This window comes from Microbacterium sp. NPDC090014, from assembly GCF_044748285.1.
In the GTDB taxonomy this organism is placed as follows: domain Bacteria; phylum Actinomycetota; class Actinomycetes; order Actinomycetales; family Microbacteriaceae; genus Microbacterium.
In genome coordinates this window covers 1,170,715-1,187,691 of sequence record NZ_JBIVFS010000001.1, presented here as the reverse complement: position 1 = coordinate 1,187,691, position 16,977 = coordinate 1,170,715, and the positions used below count along the sequence as shown (strand labels likewise).

At 68.7% G+C, this 16,977-nt stretch carries 16 protein-coding genes; 6 read left to right on the top strand and 10 right to left on the bottom strand.

Going from position 1 to position 16,977, the window contains the following annotated elements; genetic code table 11:
• Positions 1-24 precede the first annotated feature (24 nt).
• Positions 25-2,550, bottom strand: a complete 2,526-nt coding sequence (locus ACIPV5_RS05615; protein WP_400340260.1) for a SpaA isopeptide-forming pilin-related protein — start codon at positions 2,548-2,550, stop codon at positions 25-27.
• A 210-nt stretch (positions 2,551-2,760) separates the two neighbouring features.
• On the opposite strand from ACIPV5_RS05615, the gene ACIPV5_RS05610 reads away from it, so the two are divergent.
• Complete coding sequence (locus ACIPV5_RS05610; RefSeq protein ID WP_400340258.1) at positions 2,761-3,408, top strand: LysE family translocator; 648 nt, start codon at positions 2,761-2,763, stop codon at positions 3,406-3,408.
• Positions 3,409-3,417: 9 nt separating this feature from the next.
• Here the strand turns inward: ACIPV5_RS05610 and ACIPV5_RS05605 are convergent, their stop codons facing one another.
• The 4 genes from ACIPV5_RS05605 to ACIPV5_RS05590 all read right to left on the bottom strand — a co-directional run bounded on the left by ACIPV5_RS05605 (position 3,418) and on the right by ACIPV5_RS05590 (position 7,145).
• A complete protein-coding gene (locus ACIPV5_RS05605) occupies positions 3,418-4,215 on the bottom strand; it encodes a DUF1206 domain-containing protein (RefSeq protein WP_053098781.1) in 798 nt (265 codons plus the stop codon).
• Between the two features lie 67 nt (positions 4,216-4,282).
• Positions 4,283-4,915, bottom strand: a complete 633-nt coding sequence (locus tag ACIPV5_RS05600; protein ID WP_400340256.1) for a GyrI-like domain-containing protein — start codon at positions 4,913-4,915, stop codon at positions 4,283-4,285.
• A 107-nt stretch (positions 4,916-5,022) separates the two neighbouring features.
• The gene (locus tag ACIPV5_RS05595; RefSeq protein ID WP_400340254.1) at positions 5,023-5,886 is read right to left on the bottom strand and encodes a GyrI-like domain-containing protein; all 864 of its coding nucleotides are present in this window, start codon (positions 5,884-5,886) and stop codon (positions 5,023-5,025) included.
• An 89-nt stretch (positions 5,887-5,975) separates the two neighbouring features.
• A complete protein-coding gene (locus ACIPV5_RS05590; protein WP_400340252.1) occupies positions 5,976-7,145 on the bottom strand; it encodes an ROK family protein in 1,170 nt (389 codons plus the stop codon).
• An 86-nt stretch (positions 7,146-7,231) separates the two neighbouring features.
• Here ACIPV5_RS05590 and xylA point away from each other — a divergent pair, with 86 nt between their 5' ends.
• Both xylA and xylB read left to right on the top strand, forming a co-directional pair.
• Positions 7,232-8,419, top strand: a complete 1,188-nt coding sequence (xylA, locus tag ACIPV5_RS05585; RefSeq protein WP_056276871.1) for a xylose isomerase — start codon at positions 7,232-7,234, stop codon at positions 8,417-8,419.
• A 5-nt stretch (positions 8,420-8,424) separates the two neighbouring features.
• A complete protein-coding gene (gene xylB, locus ACIPV5_RS05580; protein WP_400340250.1) occupies positions 8,425-9,711 on the top strand; it encodes a xylulokinase in 1,287 nt (428 codons plus the stop codon).
• 185 nt (positions 9,712-9,896) lie between these two features.
• On the opposite strand, the gene ACIPV5_RS05575 is transcribed toward xylB, so the two are convergent.
• From ACIPV5_RS05575 to ACIPV5_RS05565, 3 genes are read right to left on the bottom strand one after another with little or no spacing between them, the layout of a single operon-like run.
• A complete protein-coding gene (locus tag ACIPV5_RS05575) occupies positions 9,897-10,958 on the bottom strand; it encodes a Gfo/Idh/MocA family protein (RefSeq protein ID WP_400340248.1) in 1,062 nt (353 codons plus the stop codon).
• Positions 10,955-11,686, bottom strand: coding sequence for a cupin domain-containing protein (locus ACIPV5_RS05570; RefSeq protein WP_372983828.1), 732 nt, complete (start codon positions 11,684-11,686; stop codon positions 10,955-10,957). Before ACIPV5_RS05570 ends, ACIPV5_RS05575 begins: the two co-directional genes overlap by 4 nt.
• Complete coding sequence (locus ACIPV5_RS05565) at positions 11,683-12,813, bottom strand: Gfo/Idh/MocA family protein (RefSeq protein WP_400340246.1); 1,131 nt, start codon at positions 12,811-12,813, stop codon at positions 11,683-11,685. Before ACIPV5_RS05565 ends, ACIPV5_RS05570 begins: the two co-directional genes overlap by 4 nt.
• A 99-nt stretch (positions 12,814-12,912) precedes the next feature.
• Between ACIPV5_RS05565 and ACIPV5_RS05560 the strand changes: the two genes are divergently transcribed.
• Genes ACIPV5_RS05560 through ACIPV5_RS05550 form a run of 3 tightly spaced genes read left to right on the top strand, consistent with a single transcriptional unit; the run spans position 12,913 to position 15,288 of the window.
• Entirely contained in the window at positions 12,913-13,896 is a 984-nt protein-coding gene (locus tag ACIPV5_RS05560) for a LacI family DNA-binding transcriptional regulator (RefSeq protein ID WP_400340244.1), read from the top strand.
• A 22-nt stretch (positions 13,897-13,918) separates the two neighbouring features.
• On the top strand, positions 13,919-14,854 hold the full coding sequence (locus tag ACIPV5_RS05555; RefSeq protein WP_400340243.1) for an NAD(P)-dependent oxidoreductase: 936 nt from the start codon (positions 13,919-13,921) through the stop codon (positions 14,852-14,854).
• Between the two features lie 38 nt (positions 14,855-14,892).
• The gene (locus ACIPV5_RS05550) at positions 14,893-15,288 is read left to right on the top strand and encodes a VOC family protein (protein WP_053098770.1); all 396 of its coding nucleotides are present in this window, start codon (positions 14,893-14,895) and stop codon (positions 15,286-15,288) included.
• A 9-nt stretch (positions 15,289-15,297) separates the two neighbouring features.
• Here ACIPV5_RS05550 and ACIPV5_RS05545 read toward each other — a convergent pair whose 3' ends face one another.
• Together ACIPV5_RS05545 and ACIPV5_RS05540 are read right to left on the bottom strand one after the other, a co-directional pair.
• Positions 15,298-16,272: an NAD-dependent epimerase/dehydratase family protein gene (locus ACIPV5_RS05545; protein ID WP_056276854.1), complete on the bottom strand. Its 975-nt coding sequence runs from the start codon at positions 16,270-16,272 to the stop codon at positions 15,298-15,300.
• 38 nt (positions 16,273-16,310) lie between these two features.
• A complete protein-coding gene (locus tag ACIPV5_RS05540) occupies positions 16,311-16,967 on the bottom strand; it encodes a GntR family transcriptional regulator (RefSeq protein ID WP_400340240.1) in 657 nt (218 codons plus the stop codon).
• Positions 16,968-16,977: the final 10 nt, after the last annotated feature.

The window sequence follows — 16,977 nt, the reverse complement described above, 5'->3', positions numbered from 1 at the left end:
ATGGTGGATTGTGAGAAGTGCAGATCAGATCTGCGGGTCTGTGGTGTCGGCACGTGCGTTGCGTCGGCGGACCCAGAGGGCCAGCCCGCCCGCGCCGAGCACGGTCAGGGAACCGGCGAGGATGTAGGGCAGTGCGCCCGTCCCTCCGGTGGTCGGAAGGGTCAGCGCCGGCACGTCGCGCACCGTGATGATCTGACCGGTGGAGGTCACCGCCTGATCGCCGCCTGCGGTGATGCTCACCGTGCGGTCCGGGTTGATGACGAACTTCACGGGAGCGGCGAGCAGGCTGAACCCGTCGGGTGCCGTCAGCTCGCTCAACCAGTACGTGCCGGCCGGGATGCTGTCGATCTGGAACAGACCGGTCTCGACCCCGTTGATGGTGAAGGGAAGCGCCGTGCCCGGCTGCCCGTTCGCGTCTGCGAGCACCGCGAACGAGGAGCCGTCCATGCGCACCCAGGTGTTCGCTGCCGCTTCGCCGACCTTCTCGATCTTCAGCGGGATGCGGAACGGCTCGACGGGGGTCTCGGTGCTGTCGTTGTTCGAGCGCACCGGACCGCCCTTGGGGTCGGTTCCCGTGGAGTAGGCCGTGTTGATGACCTTCTTCGCGTCGACGTCTGCCTGGCCTATGACGTACGGCGCATTCGCGGCGCACGTCGAGATCTGGGTCGGCGCGATCGTCGTGGGCGTGCAGGTGACGGTGATGTTGCGCTGCGTCAGGCGGTCATCGACCACGGTGATGTTCGCGACCGTGATGTTTCCGGTGTTGGTGACGGTGAACGCGAACATGATGTGGTCGCCGAGCCCGGTCACGCCGTCCTGATCGATGTCGACGACCGAGGCGGTCTTGTCGAGCACGAGAGCGGGCGTCCAGGTGGCGGGGATGATCTCGTCATCGGTGTCCGTGACGTTCGGTCCGACCGCCGGCGTTCCGGTGGCCCGTGCGACGTTCGTCAGCGGGGCGCTGTCGAGGTCCGCCTGCTGCACCACGTAGGTGGCCGTGCAGGTCATCTTGGCGCCACTGGCGAGTGTGGATCCCTGAATCGGTGTGCAGGACAGCGTCGTCATGTCGCCCGCACCCGAGAACGTGTCCTCGGTGATCCGCACGTTCGTGAGGTTCGTGTTGAGCGTCGTGTTCGTCGCGGCCTTGGGAGTCGTGTTGGTCGCCACGAAGCTGTAGGTGATGACGTCGCCGACCTTCGAGTACACCTTGTCGGGATCGGTGTCGCTCGTCACGGCGACGCCGTTCACGGCGGTGATGCTCTTGACGATGTCGATCGACGGCTGGATGACCTCGAGCGACGCGTTGGCCGGCGGGTTCAGGTTCGTCGTGATGTTGGCGGGACCGTTGATGTAGGTGCCGTTCACCGTCGACGTGACATCGACCGTGATGGTGCACGATGCCTGCCCGAGGGCGAGGTCGCCGCCGGTGACCGACACCGAGGTTCCGCCGGCCGGCGCCGTGACCACATAAGCCGCACCGGTGCGCTGCGTGCAGGTGCCGCCGACGTTCGGGGCCGCCGCGATCTTGAGGTTCGTCGGCAGCGCGTCGGTGATGGTCCAATCGCTCTTGGCCATCAGGTCGGTCGTGTTCGTGACGGTCAGCGTCATCTTCGACGTCGAGCCGTTGGTGATCACGGTCGGGCTGAACGCCTTGTCGAGCTGCGGGGTCACATCGACGATCTGCGGCAGATCGAAGGCGACGTCGTTGCCCGCGCCGGTGGCCGTCGCGTTGTAGAGCATCAGACCGAGGTTCGCCGTGGTTCCGACGGGCACCTGGTAGGCGGCCGACTGCAGCTTCGCGATCTGCGTCTCCCAGACCGTGTTGTTCGTGCACGGGTTCAGTCCTGTGCTGAGCACGATCGGGGTGCCGTTCACGAGGAGGCTGAAGGTCTCCTTCGGCTGGTTCGCTCCGCCGGCTGCGGGGCAGTTGACCGCAGCGAAGTATGCGGAGACCGCGTAGTAGTGACCGCCGATGGCCGGGATGGTGTTGACCGTGCGGAACTGCGTGCCCGCGGCGATCGCTCCGTTCGTCGCATTCGTGTACGACGTCAGCACCTGATTGGTCGCGGCCTGCGTCGTCGTCTGGCCCTGCGCGACTCCGAGTGCACGAGCCATCTGCTGCAGCGTCGTCCACGTCGTGCTGACGTTGTTCAGGCAGCCCAGGTCAGTGACGGGCGCCGTCGGAGTCGCACCGCTCATGATCCAGCCGTTGCACTGGTTTCCGGCCGGGGTGTACTGCGTCGAAGCCGTGTACGTCGAGTTCGCGGCTGCCGCACCGCCGACGTAGGTGGTGATCGACCGTGCGGCGAGTGCTGCACTCTGGTTCGAGAAGTCCTCGGTGTACACCGGAGTACCCGGCTGAGGCGTTCCCGGTGTGCCGGGCACCGTCGCCGCGGCTGTGATTCCGCTGTTGGGGGCGAGCGTCGCTCCGGCGACGAGCACGCCGGCGATGGCGAGCACGCCGAGCAGCCGCGTGATCGCCCGTCGGCGAGGCGCGACTGCGGAGCGTAATGGCCGCTCCGTCGTGCGGTGGTGCGAGCGAATGCTCATGAATGTCCCAATCCCGGCATGCCCTCGGCCCGCCGGATACGGCGGAGCGCGAGAGGCGGATGCCTGTCCCCGAAAGTCGTGTGTGTCCCCAGTGCGAGACAGGAAGCAGAAGCCGCCCGTCACATACCCAGACCCCGGCGCGGACTTTTTATGACGGGCGCGGGAGAAAACTTTTCGGGGGGCCTCTTCGGGCTGCCCTAAGCTCGCACCATGTTCAGCGCCGAGACCCTCGCGACCTTCGTCGTGGCCGCGTTCGTCATGGTCGTGATCCCCGGACCGACAGTGCTGTTCACGATCGGCCGGGCGATGGCCCTGGGGAGACTGGGCGGGTTCCTCAGCATCCTGGGCACGGCGCTCGGCTCGATCCTGCTCGTCATCGCCGTCGCCTTGGGCGTCGGCACCGTCGTGGCGCAGTCGATCGTGCTGTTCACGATCGTGAAGGTGCTGGGCGCCGGCTACCTCGTCTTCCTCGGCGTCCAGGCCATCCGGCATCGAAAAGATGCCGCGGCCACGGTGACAGGACCTGTGGCACGGCGATCAGGCGTGCGTCTGCTCGGTGAGGGGTTCGTCGTCGGGGTCACCAACCCCAAGTCGATCGCCTTCTTCCTGGCGATCCTTCCTCAGTTCGTCGACCTGCACGCAGGGTCGGTGCCGATGCAGCTCTTCGTGCTCGGCACGATCGTCGTCGCGATCGGAGTGGCCTGCGATGCGATCTGGGTGCTGCTGGCGAGCTCCGCGCGCGAATGGTTCGGACGCTCTCCGCGACGCATCGAGGCGATGGGCGCCACCGGCGGCCTGCTCATGATCGGGCTCGGCGCGTTCCTCCTGCTGTGGAACGACAAGCCTGCGAACGCCTGAGGCCGAGACTCACATACGCGCGAAGCGGGCGCGGACCATCGAGAAGACGCCGTAGATCGCGAGTCCGACCCCGACGAGCCAGAGGATCGCTCGGCCGAGGGGCAGGTCGACGAGGCTCCGCAGAGCCGCGTCGAGACCAGCGGCCTTCTGCGGATCCTGCGTCCACGCGGCCACCACGAAGAGCGCACCGGTGACCGCGATCGCGATTCCCTTGGCGATGTAACCGGCGACCCCGAGGGCGATGATCCCGGGCCGCGACGGGCCCGTCGGGACATCCATCGTCTTCTCGAAGCCCCGAGTGAATCCGATGACGATGAATCCGATGCCGACACCCGCGACGGTCAGACCGAGGAGGATGAGCGCCACGATGCCACCCGGCGCCGAGAGCACGACGGCGCTGAGCGCCCGAGAGGTGTCTTCGGATTCGACGTGCCCGCCGAAGGCGAAGATCAGGGCCAAGCCGGCGATCACGAGGTACGCGCCCGCGATGCCGATCAGCTTGATCCTCATCCCCCACTTCCTGGTCTCCTTGCCGCCGGTGAGGAGACCGCTGGCGACCTGCCAGACCGCGAGCGCGATCAGGGCCACCGCGATCACGCCGAGGACCAGCCCGCCGACGGGAGTCGAACGGATCTGCTCCATCGCGCCGTCCTGATCGGCGTCTCCGCCGCCGCCGCTGGCGATCGACACGGCGATCGCCCCGATGATGATGTGCACGAGGCCGATCACCACGAATCCCGCCCGCGCCACGCGCCGGAAGGCATCGGATCGCTGCGCCGTGCGCGCGGCACCCTTCGCTGAGGTCATCCGAGCAGGATATCTGTCGGCGCGAAGACGTCGGAGGGGGTTGCGTCGTCGCTGAGAGCCGCCCTCGTCAGGTCGCCCTCTCGACGGGTTGGCGCAGGATCGTCCGGAGCTTCGCCGGTTCGACCCGTCGGACATCGCTGAGGTAGATCTCGTGGTGCAGGCCCGTCATCGACAGGCCGTTCTCGGGGATGAATCGATGGTGCAGCTCGTCGAGCACCGGGGCCTCGTCGTCGTAGGAGCCGACATGGAGCGTCTGCACGCTGAGCCCTTCGTCGAGGGTCTCGAGACGCACGGAGCGGAGGGCGGGTGCAGGCTGCTTCTTCTTCGCCAGCTTCGCCTCGACCGTGTCGACCGCGTGGTCGAACATCTCCGGGGCGATGTGGTCGGGCACCATGATCAGGAGAGTCCACCGCCACGCCGATTTGTCGCGGCGCGATGTGAACGACTCCATGTCGGGCGCGTGCCACTGCCCCTCGAGCGGCATCACGACCGTGTCGATCCCGAGCTGCTCCCTGCTCGCGAACTTGAGCGCGTAGGCGATAGGGAAGAGTGCGGACACTGCGTCCTGGTATGCCTGGGCGGTGTTGGGATCGCCCGCCCCGTCGACCATCAGGTACTGCATCGAGGGAACATCGAGGATGCGGAACTCCCCGTGCTTCGCCTGATAGGCGTCGAGGGTCTTCTTCGGGTCGAGCGCCATCGCGGGTCCTCTCACGGCGGAATCGGCATCCGACCGTCGGCACAGTGTCGCACGGGCGACAGACGTCGGGTGGTCGGCGCGCATCCGCGCCGACCACCCTGACGCGCTCAGGCGGGCTCGACCGCGAGCCACAGCTCGCAGGACGCGTGCGTCCCGGTGAACTCGAGGTACCGGACGATCGAGGGCGCGGGCCGCAGCCGCCACGGATTCGACGGGAACCACTCCGTCGCCGTCGCGGCCCACAGCGTCTGCAGGGTCTCCGGGAACGGACCCGTGGCGGCGAAGACCGCCCAGGCGCCCGCCTCGACCCTCACGACATCGAGATCGTCGGGCACCGAGGAGGTCGGCCGCACGGAGACTCCGTGCAGGTAGGTGAGCTCGGTGCCCTCCGGCGCATCCTGAGCGATGTCCCCCGTGATGGCCAGGATTCCCTCGGGCTGCGCATCGCTCAGCGCCTTGAGGCGAGCATGCTCCTCCGGGGCGATCGAGGAGATGTGCGCCTGGATGTGCGGATTGGTGCCCTCGTGGATGAGCGGCACTCGTGCGGCATGGCCGACGAGGACGAGCTCGGGGGTGGTGGTGATGGTGACGTGCATCGGGGTGCTCCCTTCGACGCTCAGGCGGAACCGAAGCGTGGGTTGTGTGCGGAGAGGACCCCCGTCTCGGCGCGCATCGACCGGGCTGATCCCGTGCACGGCGCGGAACGCCCGGCCGAACGCCTCGATCGAGCCGTACCCGTGTCGCACGGCGACGTCGAGCACGTTCGGGGCGCCGGCGGCGAGTTCTGCGCCGGCCAGCGTCATCCGCCGACGGCGGACGTATTCCGACAGCGGCATCCCCGCCAGAGCCGAGAACATCCGGCGCAGGTGGTACTCCGTCGTGCCGTGCACGCGAGCGAACCCGGCGACGTCGATCTCGTCGCCGGTGCCTGCCTCGACGAGATCGACCAGTGCGTTGAGCGTTCCGATCATGAGGTCCTCCTTTCCCCACCATCGTGCGGCCCGAGGGCGATCTGCGACCCGACTTTCCGTGTCGGATCCGATCGATCGCCTCTCGGAGGTCAGCTCCGCTCGCCCGGATCGGCGAGCAGGTCGGCGAATGCCAGCTCGGCCGCGCCGATCAGCAGCCTGTCAGCGCCGAGAGCGGCCGGGCGGATCTCGAGCGCCTCGGCGCTCTCCGACATCGCGAGCGCCGTCACATCGTCGACGATCTGATCCGCCCGCAGATCGGCGAGGGTGGCGAGGAATCCGCCCAGCACCACGAGAGCAGGATTGAGCACGTTCACGGCATTGGCCAGCGCGCTCGCGAGCACATGCGCCTGACGCGTGATCTCGGCGGCCACCACCGGCGAGTCGGATTCGGAGAGCTCGGCGGCGAGCGTCTCATCGTCGGCGGAGTCGAGGCCGACCGCATCGAGAAGCAGCCGGCGGCTCACCTCGGCCTCGAGCACACCGTCGCGAGTGCGGCGGTCGGCGTCTGCCGAGATCCGGGGTCTGTTCTGACCGAACTCCCCCGCGTACCCACCCGCCCCGGCGACCGGCCTCCCGTGGATGATCAGTCCGCCTCCGATACCCGACGCACCTCCGTTCAGGTAGACCACGTCGTCGATCCCCCGGCCGGCGCCGTAGCGGTGCTCGGCGATGGCTCCGAGCGTGGCGTCGTTGTCGACGAAGGCCGCAGACGCCGTCGCCGAACGGACGAGTTCGGCGAGCGGCACATCGGTCCAGCCGAGATGAGGCGCATTGCGCACGACACCGTCGGATGTTCGCACGAGGCCGGGGACCGCGACACCGATCGCCGCGATCCGTGCCGCGGCGAGCGCCCCTTCGCGCCAGGCGACGATGCGCTCGGCGATCGTCGACACCACCGCACCCGGCGTCGGAACGGTCGCGTTCGGCAGTCGCTCGCGCAGGACGATGCTGCGGTCGAGGCCGATCGCAGCGATCTCGATCGCGTCGACCTCAGGGTTCACCGCGATGGCGACGACGCGAGCCGACGCCGTCACGACCGGTGAGGGGCGCCCCACACGGCCGGGTACGTCGGGTATGCGCTCGTCTACGAGACCGCGTCTGACGAGCTCTGCGACGAGGTCGGCGATCGTCGAGCGGTTGAGCCCGGTCTGCTCGGTCAGCGCGGCTCTCGACTGCGCGCCGTTCTCGTGCACGAGCCGCAGGAGGAGGGCGAGGTTGTGCGGGCGGGTGCCCAGCGCGGGGCTCGGCTGCGTCGGCATCCCTTCACTGTAGGGGGTGGACGCACCTTCTGTCATGAGATATGTTGTGAATCACAACTTATTCGATGACCTGCACAGGAGCAGCCATGACCACCCCCACCCGTGACGACAAGTTCTCCTTCGGCCTGTGGACCGTCGGCTACAACGGCGCCGACCCGTTCGGCGGCCCCACGCGCCCGGCGCTCGACGTGGTGCACGCCGTCGAGAAGCTCGCCGAGCTCGGCGCGTACGGCCTGACCTTCCACGACGACGACCTGTTCGCCTTCGGCTCGACCGATGCCGAGCGCCAGACTCAGATCGACCGTCTGAAGGGAGCGCTCTCCGACACCGGCCTCGTCGTGCCGATGGTCACCACCAACCTCTTCAGCGCGCCGATCTTCAAGGACGGCGGTTTCACCTCGAACGACCGCGACGTGCGCCGCTATGCACTCCGCAAGGTGTTCCGTCAGCTCGATCTCGGTGCTGAGCTCGGGGCCAAGACCTTCGTCATGTGGGGTGGCCGCGAGGGTGCCGAGTACGACTCCGCCAAGGACATCCGCCAGGCGCTCGAGCGCTACCGCGAGGCCGTCAACCTGCTCGGCGACTACGTCACCGACAAGGGCTACGACATCCGCTTCGCGATCGAGCCGAAGCCCAACGAGCCGCGCGGCGACATCCTGCTGCCGACGCTGGGCCACGCCATCGCCTTCATCGACTCGCTCGAGCGCCCTGAGCTCGTCGGCGTGAACCCCGAGGTCGGGCACGAGCAGATGGCAGGACTCAACTTCACCGCGGGCATCGCTCAGGCGCTGTTCCACGGCAAGCTCTTCCACATCGATCTCAACGGCCAGCGCGGCATCAAGTACGACCAGGACCTCGTCTTCGGACACGGCGACCTGCACAACGCCTTCTCGCTCGTCGATCTGCTCGAGAACGGCGGCCCCGGTGGAGTGCCCGCCTACGACGGCCCCCGTCACTTCGACTACAAGCCGAGCCGCACCGAAGACGAGAAGGGCGTGTGGGAGTCGGCCGCCGCGAACATGCGCACGTACCTGCTGCTCAAGGAGCGGGCGGCCGCATTCCGCGCCGACCCCGAGGTGCAGGAGGCGCTCGCCGCCGCCCGCGTCGACGAGCTCTCGACGCCGACCCTCAACCCCGGAGAGAGCTACGACGACTTCCTCGCCGATCGCTCGGCATACGAGGACTTCGACGCGAACTCGTACTTCGGCGGCAAGGGCTTCGGGTTCGTCCGGCTGCAGCAGCTCGCGACCGAGCACCTGCTCGGCGCTCGCTGATCGTCATGCCACTGGTTCTCGGGGTCGACTCGTCGACCCAGTCGTGCAAGGTCGTCGTCGTCGACACGTCGACCGGGGCGGTCGTCCGCTCCGGTCGCGCGTCGCACCCGGAGGGGACGTCGGTCGACCCCGAAGCCTGGTGGCAGGCGCTGAACGCCGCGATCGCGGAGGCGGGGTCGCTCGGCGACATCGCCGCGTGGTCGATCGGCGGGCAGCAGCACGGCCTCGTCGCGCTCGACGAGTCGGGCGCGGTGATCCGCGACGCGCTGCTGTGGAACGACACACGTTCCGCCGGTGCGGCGCAGGATCTGATCGGCGAGTTCGGTGCGTCCGAACTCGCCGACCGCACCGGCCTCGTGCCCGTCGCCTCGTTCACGATCACCAAGCTGCGCTGGCTGCGCGACCACGAACCGGACAACGCGGCACGGGTCGCCGCCGTCGCTCTGCCGCACGACTGGCTGACGTGGCGTCTACGCGGGTTCGGACCCGACAACCCCGTGCTCGACGAGCTGGTGACCGATCGGTCCGACGCCTCCGGCACCGGATACTGGAACCCGTCGACGGGCGACTATGACCGCGAGCTGCTGGTGGCGGCGCTCGGCCATGACGCGATCCTCCCCCGGGTGCTCGCCCACGGCGAGTGGGTGACGGATGCCGACGACCGGCGCGTCGGTGCGGGAGCGGGTGACAACGCGGCCGCCGCGCTCGGACTCGGCGCCGTGCCGGGTGATGTGGTCGTGTCGATCGGCACCTCGGGCACGGTCTGCGCCATCAGCACCACTCCTCTGAGTGACCCGACCGGGACCGTCGCGGGCTTCGCCGACGCCTCAGGCAACTTCCTGCCTCTCGTCGCCACGCTCAACGCCGCGCGGGTGGTCGATGTGACCGCTGCGCTGCTCGGGGTCACGCACAGCGAGTTCAGCGACCTCGCGCTGCGGGCCGCCCCCGGCGCGGGCGGCCTCACTCTGCTCCCCTACTTCGAGGGCGAGCGCACCCCGAATCTGCCGGATGCCACGGCCTCCCTCTCGGGGATGACACTCGCCTCGACGACGAGGGAGAACCTCGCCCGCGCCGCCGTCGAGGGGATGCTCCGAGGACTCGGCGCCGGGCTCGATGCACTGCGCGATCTCGGCATCCCGCTCGAACGCGCCCTGCTGATCGGCGGCGGAGCGCAGTCGGAGGCCGTGCGTCGCATCGCGCCGGAGATCCTCGGCCTGCCGGTCGATGTGCCCGAGCCCGGCGAGTACGTCGCGCTCGGCGCCGCCCGGCAGGCATCACAGCTCGTCGGCTGATCCCGCCGGAACGCACCCCGCCGGAACGCACCCCGCCGGAACGCACCCCGCCGGGAGGAGATCTCCTTGTCGGGAGGAGATCTCCTTGTCGGGAGGACGAATTCGCCGCAGCCGTCCTCCCGAAGCGCAGTTCTCCTCCCGAGCGGGCGACCGAACGACCGAGCACACGAGCGAGGCGGATGCCGTCAGCCGGCCAGCACCCTGGCGTCCCGCTGGGCGATGATGCTCAGCTCCGCCGCCGCGAAGGCGTGCGCCTGTGTCATCGCGTGCTCGGTGCGGTCGATGCAGTCGCGGATCAGCTGACCGAAGAAGGGGAACCCCGTCTTGCCTGTCGCGTCGAAGCGGACCTGTCCGTCCTGATCGACGAGCAGCACCTGTCCGCCGCCGTTGTCGGTCGTGATGTCGGTGTACTTGCGCAGCTCGATGTATCCGTCGGTGCCGAGCAGCACGGTGCGTCCGTCGCCGAAGACGTCGAGCCCCGCCGGGGTGAACCAGTCGACGCGCACGTAGCCGGTGGTGCCGTTGTCGAGCACGACGTGGGCGTCTCCGAAGTCCTGCAGGCCCGGAGTGTCGGGGTGCGCGTAGTTGGCGACGGTCGAGCTCACGATCTCGCCGGTCGTCGCGCCCGTGTAGTACAGCATCTGCTCGAAGTTGTGACTGCCGATGTCGCAGATGATGCCGCCGTACTGCTCGGGGTCGTAGAACCAGTCGGGCCGCCCCGTGCCGATGCGATGGGGGCCGAATGACGCGACCTGCAGCACGGTGCCGATCGCGCCCCGATCGATCAACTGGCCGGCGAGGATAGCCGCCTCGGAATGCACGCGCTCGCCGTAGTACACGGCGAACTTCCGCCCGGTGCGCTCGACGGCGTCTCGAGCGGCATCGAGGTCGTGCATCGTCGTGATGGCGGGTTTGTCGGCGAAGAAGTCCTTGCCCGCGTCGAGCACGCGCACGCCGAGTGGAGCCCGCCGATTCGCGATCGATGCACTGGCGACGAGCCGCACCTCCGAGTCGTCGAGCACCTCCCGCTCGCTCGCGGCGGCACGCGCCTGCGGGAAGCGTTCGAGGAAGTCGGCGATCTTCACCGGGTCCTCGTCGAAGACCAGCGAAAGGGTTGCGCCGGCCTCGATCAGCTGCTCGACCATGCCGACGATGTGACCGTGGTCCAGTCCGATCGCGGCGAAGACGAACTCGCCGGGTGCGACGACAGGTTCGGGGAGCGGATCGAAGGTGTAGGTGCGGGTCATCGCCGGGTCTCCTCGTGGTTCATGTCATAGGTGCGCAGGCGTCCGCACATGCCGAATCCGCGGTCTCCCCCCGAGGGTACGGCTTCGTGCACGCGAGCATCGGCCAGGTGCGCCACCGAACCGGATGCCACGGCATCGGCGAGCGCCACCGAGCGCTCGGCCTGAGCCAGCGGACCCTGGCGCACGAGGTCGCCCCACGCCTCGGCGCGGTGGCGTACGAGCACACCGGCGGCGGCATGGAACGCGCGGAGCGCGCCGTGATCCGCACCCGAGACGGCATCCCGCAGCGTCTCGAATCCCGTCACGGCGAGATCGCGTCGTCGGGCCGCTCGCTCGGCGCGTTCATCTGCATCGTCTCCGAGCGAGGCCGCCGCCGCATACGCGTCGGGGTCGCCCACGATCTCGGCGGGGAACGTCATCACCGCATCACCCGCCTCGGGGAGTCCGGCGTCGCTCATCAGCACGACGACCCGCAGGTCGCCGCCGTTCACGGCACGGTGGATGGTGCCAGGGGTGAACCAGACGACGGACCCCGACCTCAGCGGGGTCTCATGGAACCCGGCGGCGTCGATCGTCTGCAGGGCTCCCTCACCGGAGATCACGACATAGGCCTCGGTCGAGACGAGGTGCATGTGAGGGCTGCCGCCGCAGATGCCGTCCGGCGCGGCATCCGGGTAGACGTCGAGGTGCGAGAGCGATGTGCCGCCGGGGAACGAGGATGCGGTCACGATGCCGCCTCCACGAGCGACGCGGTCTTCTCGAAGAAGTGCGGGGCGTTCGCCACCAGCTGTCCCGCCCGATAGTAGGGATTGGACGCCGTGATCGGCAGCGAGACGAACTGGCGCTCGAAGCCGGACTTGTAGATCGCGGTCACCACCTCGACCGCATCGCGGCCGTCCTGTCCGCCGGCGATCGGGACTCTCCCCTCACGGATCGCGCTGAGCAGGTCGCCGATCTGGCCCTCATGCCCGAGGTGGGCGAGCGGGGCACGGCCGGCGACGAGCTCCTCGATGCGTGCGACGGCCTCGGGGTCTCCGCCGTCAGCGGGAAATCCGTCGCGTCGGGACTGCTCGGCGACGACGGAGAACGGCTGGGACACCCGGGCGTTCGCCCCCTGGATCACGATCGCCTGCTCCTCCCCGTGGTGCACCACGGAGCTGGTCAGCTGCGCGAGCCCCCGTTCGTAGCGGAAGACGGCGACCGAGAGATCCTCGACTTCGGCGTTGTCGTGCTGCGCGTTGGCGAGCATGGCCGTGATCTCGGCCGGGCGTCCGAGCAGCCACAACAGCAGGTCGATGTGGTGGATGGCGTGGTTCAGCGTGCAGCCGCCCCCCTCTTTCTCCCAAGTGCCGCGCCACCAGAGGTCGTAGTACGGCAGCCCACGCCACCACGCCGAGTCGACCCGGACGTGCGAGATCGATCCGAGCAGACCCGAGTCGACGACCTCCTTCAGCGCGGCGAGATCGTCGCGGAAGCGGTTCTGCGCGACGACGGACAGCACACGGCCCGAACGCTCCTGCGCGGCGAGCATCGCATCGCACTCCTCGAGGGACGGAGCCATGGGCTTCTCGACCAGCACGTGGATGCCGGCATCGAGCGCAGCGGTCGCGAGCGAGGCGTGCGTCGACGGCGGGGTCGCGATGCTCACCAGGTCGACGAGACCCGAGGCGATCATCGCGAGCGGATCATCGAACGTCGCCGCCCGCGTGAGCCCGAACGCCTCGGCCTTCTGCGCGGCCCGCCCGGGGATGACGTCGGCGAGCGCGGCGATCTCGCAGTCGCCCGCGAAGGCGAGGTATCCGCTGATGTGCGCGTCGGCGATCCCGCCGGTGCCGATGATGCCGATCCTGAGCATTCGCTGCCTCCCCGATGAGGTGTTACTACGTATTACTAAGACGTAGTAGATACTATCGAGACAGACACCCGCCACGTCAAGCCCGGAAAGGAGGATGCCGTGGAGAAACGCCCGACCAGCCACGACGTCGCCCACCTCGCCGGGGTCTCGCAGTCCACCGTCTCTTTCGTCTTCACCAGGCGGCCGGGGATCTCCGAGGCGACGCGCGAGCGGGTGCTTCGCGCAGCATCCGAGCTGAACTACCGACCCAACCTGGCCGCCCGGTCCATGCGCACCCAGCGCACCGGCCGCCTCGCCGTCGTCGTGCCGATCGCCACGATGAATCCGCTCACTCTGCTCTCCGGCGCGATCTCCGCCGCGCGCGAGGCAGGCTACGTCGTGGAGGTGGTGAGCCTGCCCGAGGAGGCGACCGCGCGCGACGATCGCCTCGCCGATCTCATCGGGTCGGGGCAGTACGAGGGCGTGCTCGCGTTCACGCCGCTGCCCGCCACCGACTCCCCCGCCGACGGCCCCGTCGTGCTCTCGGTCGGCGAGTTCGATGACGCGATGCACATGACCGGCGCATTCACCGATTCGCGACCCATCACCGAGATGATCGAACGCCTCGCAGCACAGGGACATCGGAGATTCGTGCATCTGGCCGGCCCCGACGACTTCCCGTCGGCACGAGCCCGTCGCGCGGCCTACCTCGAAGCGATCGAGCGTCTCGGACTCGAGTCGCTCGGTGTGTTCGGAGAGGAATGGAGCGGCAGCGCCGGTGAGGCCGCCGTCGACCGGCTGCCCGCAGACGCACCGCCGCTCGCCGTGATCGCCGCCAACGACGTGATCGCGACCGGAGCCATCCGAGCGGCGACACGACGCGGATGGACGCTGCCCGACGACGTCGCCGTCACGGGGTGGGACGATCACCCCCAGAGCGCGTTCCTCGTGCCGTCGCTGACGAGCGTGTCGCAGGACCGCGAGAGACTGGGCGCCTACTCGATGCACCGTCTGATCGCAGCCGTCCGCGGCGGCGATGAGCCGATGAAGCCCGACGGTCTGCTGACCGTCATCTGGCGCGAGTCGACCGATTCTCCCCACTGACCGCCGAGACCTGGAGGCGCACATGAAGATCCTGATCCCGAACACCATCGAGCTGCCGGTGACCGCAGACGTCGAGACCGTCGTCTATGACATCGACGCCGAGATTCCCGCCGAGCACCGTGACGCCGAAGCGCTCGTCGTCTGGCACAACTCCTCGTCGTGGCTCCGGGAAGCCGCCCGCGCACTGCCCCGCCTGCGTCTCGTCCAGGCCCTCGCCTCCGGCGCGGATGCGGTTCTCAACGCCGGGTTCGGCGCCGACGTGCTCATCTGCTCCGGTCGCTCGCTGCATGACGGACCCGTCGCCGAGCATGCGCTGACCCTGATCCTGAGCGCCGTTCGACGTCTCGACCGGCTGCGCGACGCTCAGCGCGAGCACGTCTGGGACGAGGCGTTCAACGAGGAGCAGAGCGCCGCGCCCACTCGCGCGCTCTACACGCTGTCCGGCGCCCGCGTGACCATCTGGGGATTCGGTTCGATCGCCTCGACGCTCGCGCCGTTCCTCACCGCACTCGGCGCGGAGGTGCAGGGCATCGCCCGCACCGCCGGAGAGCGATCCGGGTATCGGGTGCACTCGGATGCCGATGCAGCCGCCGTGCTGGCTGACACCGACGTGCTCGTCTCGATCCTGCCCGCCACCGACGAGACCGCCGACCTGTTCGACGCCGAGCTCTTCCTCGCGCTCAAGCCAGGCGCGGTGTTCGTGAACGTCGGTCGTGGTGTGACCGTCGACGAGGCTGCGCTGATCGCGGCGCTGGAGTCGGGACAGCTGCGCGCCGCGGCGATCGATGTCGCGAAGTCCGAGCCGCTTCCGGCATCCGACGTGCTGTGGGACGCACCGAACCTGCTCATCACCCCTCACATCGCCGGCAACCGTCCGGTCGGAGCGGCACGCCTGGTCGACCAGAACGTGACCCGCCTCCTCGCGGGCGATGATCTCCTCAACCAGGTGCACCCCTAGGTCTGGACACCGCGGGGCGAGCGGCGCATGCTGAGGGCATGACCGCCTTTCAGACCACACACGCGTTCAGCGGGTTCAGCGTCGACGACATCGACGCCGCCCGCTCCTTCTACGGCGACACCCTCGGCATGGACGTCACCACCAATGCCATGGGGTTCCTCGACATCAGCCTGCCCGACGGCGGATCGATCCTCGTCTACGGCAAGCCGAACCATGAGCCCGCGAGCTTCACGATCCTGAACTTCCCGGTGGACGACGTCGAAGCAGCCGTCGACGAGCTCAACGAGCGGGGCGTCGTGACCAAGATCTACGACGACTCGGAGTTCGCCACCGATGAGAAGGGCATCCTGCGAGGCGGTCCCGATCGAGGGCCCGACATCGCCTGGTTCACGGACCCCGCCGGCAACGTCCTCGCCGTGCTCGCCGCCGGCTGAGCGCCGCTCTCAGGCGAGGAGCGAGTCGAAGAGCTCGTTCACGGCCGGGTCGACTCGCTGCAGCTCGGGATGCGCGTCGTGCCAGTCGATGATCTCGCGCGCCGCGGTGTGCAGTGGCACGAGCGGGGCGAAGTCCGGCACGAGGCGGCGGACCTTGGTGTTGTCGAAGACGACGGAGTGCGCCATGTCACCCGTGAGCTGCCCGGCGCGGTCGGGTGCGGCATCCTCGATCGCCGCACTCGTGGCGTACCGGATCTTCGGCTCTGCTCCCGCCGCGCGACCGAGGATCGCGTAGATCTCGTTCCAGGTGTAGACGAAGTCGCTCGTGATCTGGAAGGTGTCGCCGTAGGCGAGCGGGTTGCCGAGCAGCCCCGCGAAGCCGACCGCGAAGTCGCTCGAGTGCGTGAGCGTCCACAGCGACGTGCCGTCGCCGTGGACGATGATCTCCTCACCCCGGCGGATGCGGTCGATCGCCGTCCACCCTCCGAACGCCGGGATCGTCCACTTGTCGTAGGTGTGCGAAGGCCGCAGCACCGTGACCGGGAATCCGCGATCCCGGTACGCGGCGGTCAGCAGGTCCTCGCAGGCGATCTTGTCGCGCGAGTACTGCCAGTACGGATTGCGCAGCGGTGTGGACTCGGTGATCGGAAGACGAGAGACCGGCTTCTGGTAGGCGGATGCCGAACTGATGAAGACGTACTGTCCCGTCCGGCCCTCGAAGCGGTCGATGTCCCGCTGCACCTGATCCGGCGTGAAGGCGATCATGTCGGCGACGACATCGAACTCACGACCGGCGAGGGCGGCGTCGACCGCTGCTGCATCCGACACATCCGCCGTCAGCACCTCGACGCCGTCAGCGGGCTCGCGCTGCGACTGTCCGCGATTCAGCAGAGTGACCTCCATCCCCCGGGACGCCGCGAGCGCACTCGCCGCCGAGGAGATGATTCCGGTTCCACCGATGAACAACACCGTCGTCGCAGTCATGCATCCGACTCTAGCGACGGGTCAGGCGGGGAGGCCGCCTAGGCGAGGTGCTCGAAGAGCGCGCGGACGGCCCCTTCGACGGCATCCGGATCTTCCGCACGGATCGCGTGGGCGACGGCTTCGGCCGCAGCGATCAGCCCGGGTGTCGCGTCGTCTCCGGGTACAGTCTCGGAGAACTGCAGCGCGCATTGAGCGAGGATCGTGGCCTCGACCAGGTGCATCGCCTGTCGCGGATGCCGCACGAGATCGTCGACGGCGGTGAGGAACGCGATGGCCGCGGCGTCGCGGTCGGCTGCGGCCTGCGCGCGACCGATCTCCTCGGCATACGCCGCGAGATCGGAGCGGACGCCTTCCGCGGCCGTGGGCAGCGCCGTGCGGAGCGCCGTCCCCGCGAGCACGCCGGCGTAGCTGATGACGGCACGCGACTCGCGTGCGGTGAGGTCCGCGACCTTGGTGTAGCGCGCGGGAGTGACCTCGACCAGTCCGATGTCACGCAGCCGGATGATCGCTTCGCGGATCGGGTTGAGCGACATGTCGAGCTCTCGGGCGAAGCGCATCGTGTTGAGCGTGTCGCCCGACCGATAGTCCCCCCGCAGGATCGCCCCGAGGATGTGCTGGAAGGCAACTTCGGGCAGCGGCACGGCACCGCGATGGGTCCAGTGGTGCGTCCGTGGATCCGCGTAGGCGATGGTCATTGGTGCTCCC